General features: G+C 59.7%; 5 protein-coding genes. 3 read left to right on the top strand and 2 right to left on the bottom strand.

Annotated features, from left to right (window positions below):
* Positions 1-1,708, top strand: a 1,708-nt coding sequence (locus EOA60_RS13480) for an AAA family ATPase (protein WP_164899296.1), incomplete at its 5' end; no start/stop codon positions are given.
* A gap of 671 nt (positions 1,709-2,379) precedes the next feature.
* Positions 2,380-2,694, top strand: a complete 315-nt coding sequence (locus tag EOA60_RS13475) for a hypothetical protein (protein WP_127335791.1) — start codon at positions 2,380-2,382, stop codon at positions 2,692-2,694.
* Between the two features lie 59 nt (positions 2,695-2,753).
* Here the strand turns inward: EOA60_RS13475 and EOA60_RS13470 are convergent, their stop codons facing one another.
* Together EOA60_RS13470 and EOA60_RS13465 are read right to left on the bottom strand one after the other, a co-directional pair.
* Complete coding sequence (locus EOA60_RS13470) at positions 2,754-3,320, bottom strand: recombinase family protein (protein WP_127335790.1); 567 nt, start codon at positions 3,318-3,320, stop codon at positions 2,754-2,756.
* A gap of 65 nt (positions 3,321-3,385) precedes the next feature.
* Positions 3,386-4,033 carry a hypothetical protein gene (locus EOA60_RS13465; RefSeq protein ID WP_127335789.1) on the bottom strand — a complete coding sequence of 216 codons (648 nt, stop codon included), beginning with the start codon at positions 4,031-4,033 and terminating at the stop codon, positions 3,386-3,388.
* A gap of 647 nt (positions 4,034-4,680) precedes the next feature.
* On the opposite strand from EOA60_RS13465, the gene EOA60_RS13460 reads away from it, so the two are divergent.
* Positions 4,681-6,603, top strand: a complete 1,923-nt coding sequence (locus EOA60_RS13460) for a TIR domain-containing protein (protein ID WP_127335788.1) — start codon at positions 4,681-4,683, stop codon at positions 6,601-6,603.
* The last annotated feature ends 114 nt before the right edge of the window (positions 6,604-6,717 follow it).

The raw sequence follows: 6,717 nt of genomic DNA, 5'->3' as shown, positions 1-6,717 counted from the left end.
GAATAGCGTGCTCGCGGATGGCGTCGACGTGAAGTCCAGGAAGGCCCTCGCCGTCCTGCCTGGCAGCACCATTGGCGGCAAGCTCTACACCCCGGTTGGCGGAAAGCCGCGCAAGCCGGATAAGTTGCCCCAATGGCTTGTCGATGCGATCGCGCAGAAGTGGACGAAGGCGACGCCCGTCACGTTGATGATTGCGGTGCCTGGGGACGATCCCGCCGACATCACAGCGGTGAAAGCGCGGCTGGAAACCGAGCAGCAATCCGTTTCCGGAAACGGCGGCAATGCCAACTTGATCCGCGTCATTCGCACGCTTTGGGACGCCGGCATAACGGCGGACACGGCCGTCGAGTTGCTTGGCCCCTGGAACGCCCGCAATACTCCGCCGTGGGACGAAGGCGAGTTGGAATATAAGGTCCACAGCGCCTACCAGAACACCGAGAACGCCTTCGGCTGCCGCTCGCTCGCCCACGAGTTTGACGAGCTGCCGGACGACACGGCGCCGCTCGCCGAAGCGGCGGCCCTCGCCGAGGTGAGGTTGCTCAAGGACATCGACGCCAGCGACGCTGACATCCTGGCCTTGATCCGCAAGCACGCCGCCAACGGCGGAACGCGGATCGCCGAAGAGGCGAGGCAGGCAGATGGTGGCTATGAATGCCTGTCGCCCGACGAACTGGAAGCCGACACCGGTCTTGATCGTGAGCCGATTGTCGAGGACACGCTGGCCAGGGGGGACTTCATGTGCATCTTCGGCATGCCTGGATCGGGTAAGAGCCTGCTGGCCCCCTACATCGCACTCAGGATATCGCAAGGCGAGGACATCTTCGGCAAAAAGACGATGCCGATGCCTGCGCTGTATGCGGCGGCGGAAGACCCGAGGGGCATGAGGGCGCGACTGAAAGCGCTGCGGAAGCGCTACGGCAGGCACAACGTCCACCTGGCAACCGGCATCGCCAATCTCAGGAAAGGCAGCCTGGATTTCAAACGTGTCGTTGATGACTTGAAGCGGACCGGTGCCGGCGTGCTTGTCATAGACACTTCCAATATGGCGTTTCCCGGCATCCGGGAGAACGACGACGGCGACGACGGTATGGGCCGTGTCGTCACCGCTTGCAAGGCCATTTGCAGGCTCGGGATTGCCGTCATCCTTATCCACCACAACGACAAGGCTGATGGGGACACTCCGCGTGGCCACGGGTGTCTGCACGGGGCCACGGACGTAGAGGTAAAGACATCGAAAAATGCCAGCGGCGTCAGCACGTGCCGTCTCAAGAAGAACCGCAACGGTTTCGATAACATCGTGCTGGCCACGTTCGCCGTCGGCGTAGAGCCGGCTGGTGTCAATCCTTGGGGCAAGCCGCAGACCGTCGCCTATCTCAAGGAAACCGACACACCGGCTGATCCTGACGAGGAGTTCGACCGTCTCGACCACATGACGGCCTACGAGAAGCGGGCCATCCTGGACGCGATTGCCAGCGGTTATGATCGCCGGCATCACAAGGCCGAGAAGTATGTGCCGAAGGCACCGGGCTTGCTGACAGCACTGGGTCACGATGCCGACACATCGAAGACACGCAAGACGGTCATCGACCTGTGTGACGAGCTGTCAGCCGTTGGCATTCTTAGGCGGGGTGAAAAACTCGTCAAAGGCGATAAGCAGGAATTTTTCGCCATCGACCCCGCGAAACGTGAGGATTGGCTTGCGGAATAACCCCTCAAATCTATTCCGCAAAACGCGGAACAGATTTGACGGAACGCGAAGCAAAAATCTATTCCGCGCCTACTCCGCAGAAAATCCCGCAATCCCTTACACCACAAGGCTTGCGGAATGAAAATCTATTCCGCCATCTATTCCGCGCGGCACGCCCTTAGCGGAGTAGCGGAGTAGCCCCTCCCCTTTAGGAGGGGCTACGTACCTCCGCGAGTGCTTTGAATTCTTCTCAAATGGGGCGAGACCCTGGCTGAAATGGTCAAAGGTCTGACCGCAGCGCCCCGCCTGATCGGTGGCAAGGGACGCCAGCACGGCGGGTGAGGGGGAATTTGCGCGGCAGCATATTGCCGAAGCGGGCTAGGAGGTGAAGCGGCGGATCGCTAGGAGGCGATCAGGCTCACGGCGGATCGGCAATCCAATTACCATTGGCTTCTACGTCACCTTGATTTTTGAAGCCGGTTATGTGCACGCGCAGGAACGTTCATCTTTCAGTGTGGCCCAGATTGGCCGTAGCTGCTGCGTGGGCGCGAGTGCCGGCCAGTGCCACAGGCGGGCCCGTCCAGCGCAATTTGCACTCTGGCTGCTACTCGGGACACCTTCGGATTGCGAACGCGCGCCCTGGGGTAACCTCTGTTATCTTTTGGCTGAAATAGAGCGGAGGGGAAACGCTTATGAGGTTGACGGTAGCGCCACAGTCAAAGCGGACGCATGTCGGCAAACGTGATGTGGTTGAGGACGAAATAACACCCTCCAATGTCGTTCCAAAGGAATTTGGACTAGAGGTGAAGCTTTCCACGAAACACCTCGCGTTGAGCGGCCATTACATTGCACGCTTGCAACTGGAATGGGAGGAGGTCGAGCTACTGGCGAAAATCGCCGCCGGTGTCGACGAGCAGCGCCGCCGGGAGCTGCTGCAAGTCGCGCTAGACGAAGCGGCCGCTGAAACCGAAAAGCTAAAGCGGCAAATCGGCGAGCGGGAGAGTTAGAAAGTGGTAAGCGCCAGCGCGCGCCAGGCGCCCTTGTCGTTTAAACAAGCCGCAGTCCGTCACTCGACGGTGCGCGAACCGTCCAGCACCTTTTGCACGGTGGCCTTTGAGAAGCCGACCAGCGCCGCCGTGGCGCGGATCGACAAACCATCTGCCCGCGCCTGCTTGATCCTCGCCACGGCTTCCGCCGTCAACAACGCCGGTCGACCGCCGGTCCTGCCTTCCGCTTTCGCCAGAGCGATGCCTTCCATCTGACGTTCCTTCCGCAGAGCGGTCTCGAATTCGGCGATACTGGCGAGGATGCCGAAGACGAGCCTGCCGGTGCGCGTGGTCGTGTCCACACCGCTGTCGTCAAGCACCTTGAAGCCGACGCTCTTGGACGCCAATTCGTCGGCGATCTGGTGCAGATGGCCGGCGGAGCGCGCCAGCCGGTCGAGCTTTGTGATCATCAACACATCGCCCTCCCGCACATAGTCCAGGCACCGCGCCAGCTCCGGCCGCTCTTTGTCCAAGCCGGACTGCTTTTCAGTGAATATCTTGGTAGCTCCGGCCGCAGTCAGCTTTTCCACCTGGGTTTCATAGTTCTGCCCGGTGCTCGATACCCTGGCATATCCGACGATTGTCATTTGCGTTTCCTTCCCTGATTTGCGTTTAAACGGGATGCCGCGCCGTTGCCAGCGCGGCGCTGCCCTCATCGGGCGACGATGTGGAATGGCGATTGGCAGCAATCGCAGGTGGCCGAGAACGTATCGCGGGCGACGCGTGCCTTAATGGCCGGAACGCAAGCGCATTCGAACAGGCGCAAGCGACTGCCGGAACCGGCGCCGCGCGATTTGCCGCCTTTGGTGCCGATGCCGGCCGGACATGGTTTAAACGCAACGGTGCGGCCGAAGCGGTTCGTCAGGATGGCAACGGGTGCGCCGTCGTTCGGCTTCGGCAGAGCGTTGACGGCAAGCCGGATTGACGGCGTGAAGTCTGCCCAACGGTATTGATGGCCGGCCGCGTGGCAGTGCCGCAGTCCAAGCCTCCCGCAGGCGTCCTTCCATTGCTTGCCGTGGCCGGCTTCGAAGCCCGCGACGACATGGCCAAGCTCATGAATGGTCGTGCCGGCGAGTTGGCAGGTGTTTTCCTCGCCGAAGGCGCAAACCTCCACAAACGGCGCGGCCGGAGCCTCCACACCAATCTGCCATTTGCTGTAATACGTGACGCCGCGAAGGCCAGCTTCGCCGGCGCCGAACACAAGTTTGATGCTTGCGAGCTTGGCGGCATCGTCTGCGCTGGCCGAAGCCGCGACGATATCCGCAACGGCGCGCACGTATTGTTCATGTGTCGTGGTCATGTCTGTACCCTTTAATCATTGATGAATGTGCCCAATAATTAAGGTACGTAAAAGGTACAGTCAATAAGGATGTGCCAGAAATGTTTACATTAAGGTACGCGGCCCTCTGTAACGGCCACAGTGAAAGCGGCGCGGTGCGCTCTGGTCAGCGGCCGAGCAGCCTGGCGGGGTTCTATGGCGACGGTCGAGGGCAAAGGCGCAGTGCTGCCGCATGGGGGGTGGCCGGGGGTGGCACCCCCAAAGATCGGTAGAGCTGTGAGAAGCCGGTATACCTCGTTAGAAATTTGCGAGCCTCGCGCGCGGGGAGCCGACAGTGATCGAACGATATACCCCACCGGCTGTATCGCTGAAGCCGGCGAATGCGTCGGCTCACCATGCGATCGGTTTAAGGGAAAGGAGATATCCTCAGCTCAGCCGCCTCCGACTCACTCGCTTTCCAACCTTTGATTGACGTTCGCGTCTAGAGACCGGATGTTGGGGAGGAGTGAGAGTTGTCGTCATGGATGACTAGTGTTTGACCTGAAATTCGCGGATCGAGAAGCTAAGCGCAGTTGTCAGTTTGTTTTGTTGTTAGAAAAGTTTAGTCGCCACGGAATAGCGCCCCTGATTGCTTGACTGCTCATGAAGCGGGCCTTCATGCTTGTAGCATGGCATATGACTTCTCGAGTTTGTCGCACAGCGATTTTGAGGATTTGGCCCGCGACCTGATTGGTAGCGAGATCGGAAAGCGTTTCGAGGCTTTTCCCGAGGGGCCAGACGACGGGATGGACGGACGCCATGCTCTGGCAGATGGCGCCATCGTCCTGCAGGCGAAGCATTATTACCGTACCGGATTTTCGGGCTTGAAATCCAAGATGGCGAAGGAGCGGCAGTCGATAGAACGGCTCGTGCCGAAGCGCTACATCTTGGTGACATCGGCGCCGCTCACGCCGAAAAACAAGAGCGCGTTAGCCGAGATCATCGGCCCCTCATTGCAAACACCGGGCGACATATTCGGCCCGGGCGACCTCAACGCCCTCCTGCGTAAGCATCCGAACATAGAGAAAGCCCATCAAAAACTATGGGCGCAAAGCACATCGGTTCTGGAAACGGTTGTCACGGAGGCAGTCGGAAAGGCCCTCGCAAAGCCGGAGCCGATTCCCGCTGTCCTCGCCAATCTCCTGCCCCCTAAGGTGGCAGCCGGGAGTGCAACAACTGTCGAGAATACGGTCCGCGACACGATCTTTCTGATCAAGTCGTCACCGATCGACGATGAATTTACGCTTTGGTTAGCGCCCAAGCTCGAGGCCGAAGGGTATCGGGTGTTCGCCGACATCCTGACGCTTCAGCCCGGCGATAGGTGGCGCCGGCAGATCAATCAGGCGCTGCAATACCGAGCGGCGAAAGTTCTCCTCGTTTGCCGTGATGCCACGCTCGATGATCCGCATGTTCAGGACGATCTAGATATCGCGCTGGAATTGTCGAAGGAGATTCCCGATAGCCGGTTCATCATTCCGCTCCGGCTCGAGGCAGGTAAGAAGGTCAAGGGCGTCGGGGACGCGGTGACTGTCGATTTCGTGCGCGGCTGGGGAGACGGCGCCGGGTTGCTGTTGGATACCCTCCAGCGGCAAAAGGTGTTGCGATCTGCCGGCCCGCCCGTGATCGATCCGAATTGGGAGATCTTCCGACGGCGCGGCGCGATACCGCTCGTCGAGGAGGCCGAGCGTTTGACCTCAAATTGGCTTCGGGCGGCGGAGGCGCCAGACGTCATCCGATACTTCGAAAGCACCGGAGCGATCGAGCAAAGACTGCTGAATCGTGCGCTCGAAGCTTTTCCCTATCCGTGCGCCATCCAGGGCTCCGGCATTATTACCTTCGCTGATGAGGCCGAGATCGATGTGGCATTCGCGTCTGTCGGCCGCTTCAAGCTCAAAAACGAAATCCCGTTGCTGGAATTTGTCGACAACGGTTTCCCGACTCTCGGAATGGAACGCCAGGTCGCATCCAACCTTGTCATCGCCATGATCAAGAAAGCTTGGCTGTCCTTCTGCCGGGAAAAGGGCTTCGTCGAGTATCACTATTCTAACGCTGCCGGTTTCCATGCTTCGGCCACACAGGCGCAAATCGGACAGCGCATTCCGTGGGGCAAGCAGGGCGACCGTCGATCCTCGATGCTTCGTAACGTCGCGAAGGGACATATCTGGCAGTTCGGCGTCACTGCGATGCCTCACTTCTGGCCGTTCTGGCACCTGAAGCTCAAGTCCCGAGTTCTGTTTTCGGTAGACAACGATACGCCCGAGGGGCTCGTCATCGATGACGCCAGAAAGCTGCATCGCCTGCGCCGGAGCATTTGCAAGGGTTGGCGCAACAAGCAATGGCGCGGGCGCATGCTCGCTTTCCTTGAGCTTTTGTCTGGCGAGTCGGCCTACATCCGGCTGTCGCTATCAACGAACGCGGCGATTGTGATCGAAGCGACGCCTATGCTTTTCACCTCGCCAGTGTGTACCGCGCTTCCCGATGTTCTCGATGCCGACGAAGAAGAGGCAGACATCAGCACGCTGGGGCGACCTGACAACGACGACGAGGTCTAAGCATGAGGTTTCCGGAGAAATCGCTTCGTGTCGAGCACTTCAAGGAACCGCAGTTGGAGTTTGCGTTTTCGCAGCGGAGTCCGCATCCCAAGGACGGGCTTTTTCTTTACGGGC

This window comes from Mesorhizobium sp. M1A.F.Ca.IN.020.06.1.1, assembly GCF_004023265.1.
Taxonomy (GTDB): domain Bacteria; phylum Pseudomonadota; class Alphaproteobacteria; order Rhizobiales; family Rhizobiaceae; genus Mesorhizobium.
The sequence above is the reverse complement of the archived record's forward strand: the minus strand, read 5'-3'. Positions and strand labels throughout refer to the sequence as shown.

Excerpts from the sequence above, each read along its gene's own strand:
- EOA60_RS13475 (WP_127335791.1), top strand. The coding sequence starts at position 2,380 with ATGAGGTTGACGGTAGCGCCACAGTCAAAGCGGACGCATGTCGGCAAA.
- EOA60_RS13470 (WP_127335790.1), bottom strand. The coding sequence starts at position 3,320 with ATGACAATCGTCGGATATGCCAGGGTATCGAGCACCGGGCAGAACTAT.
- EOA60_RS13465 (WP_127335789.1), bottom strand. The coding sequence starts at position 4,033 with ATGACCACGACACATGAACAATACGTGCGCGCCGTTGCGGATATCGTC.
- EOA60_RS13460 (WP_127335788.1), top strand. The coding sequence starts at position 4,681 with ATGGCATATGACTTCTCGAGTTTGTCGCACAGCGATTTTGAGGATTTG.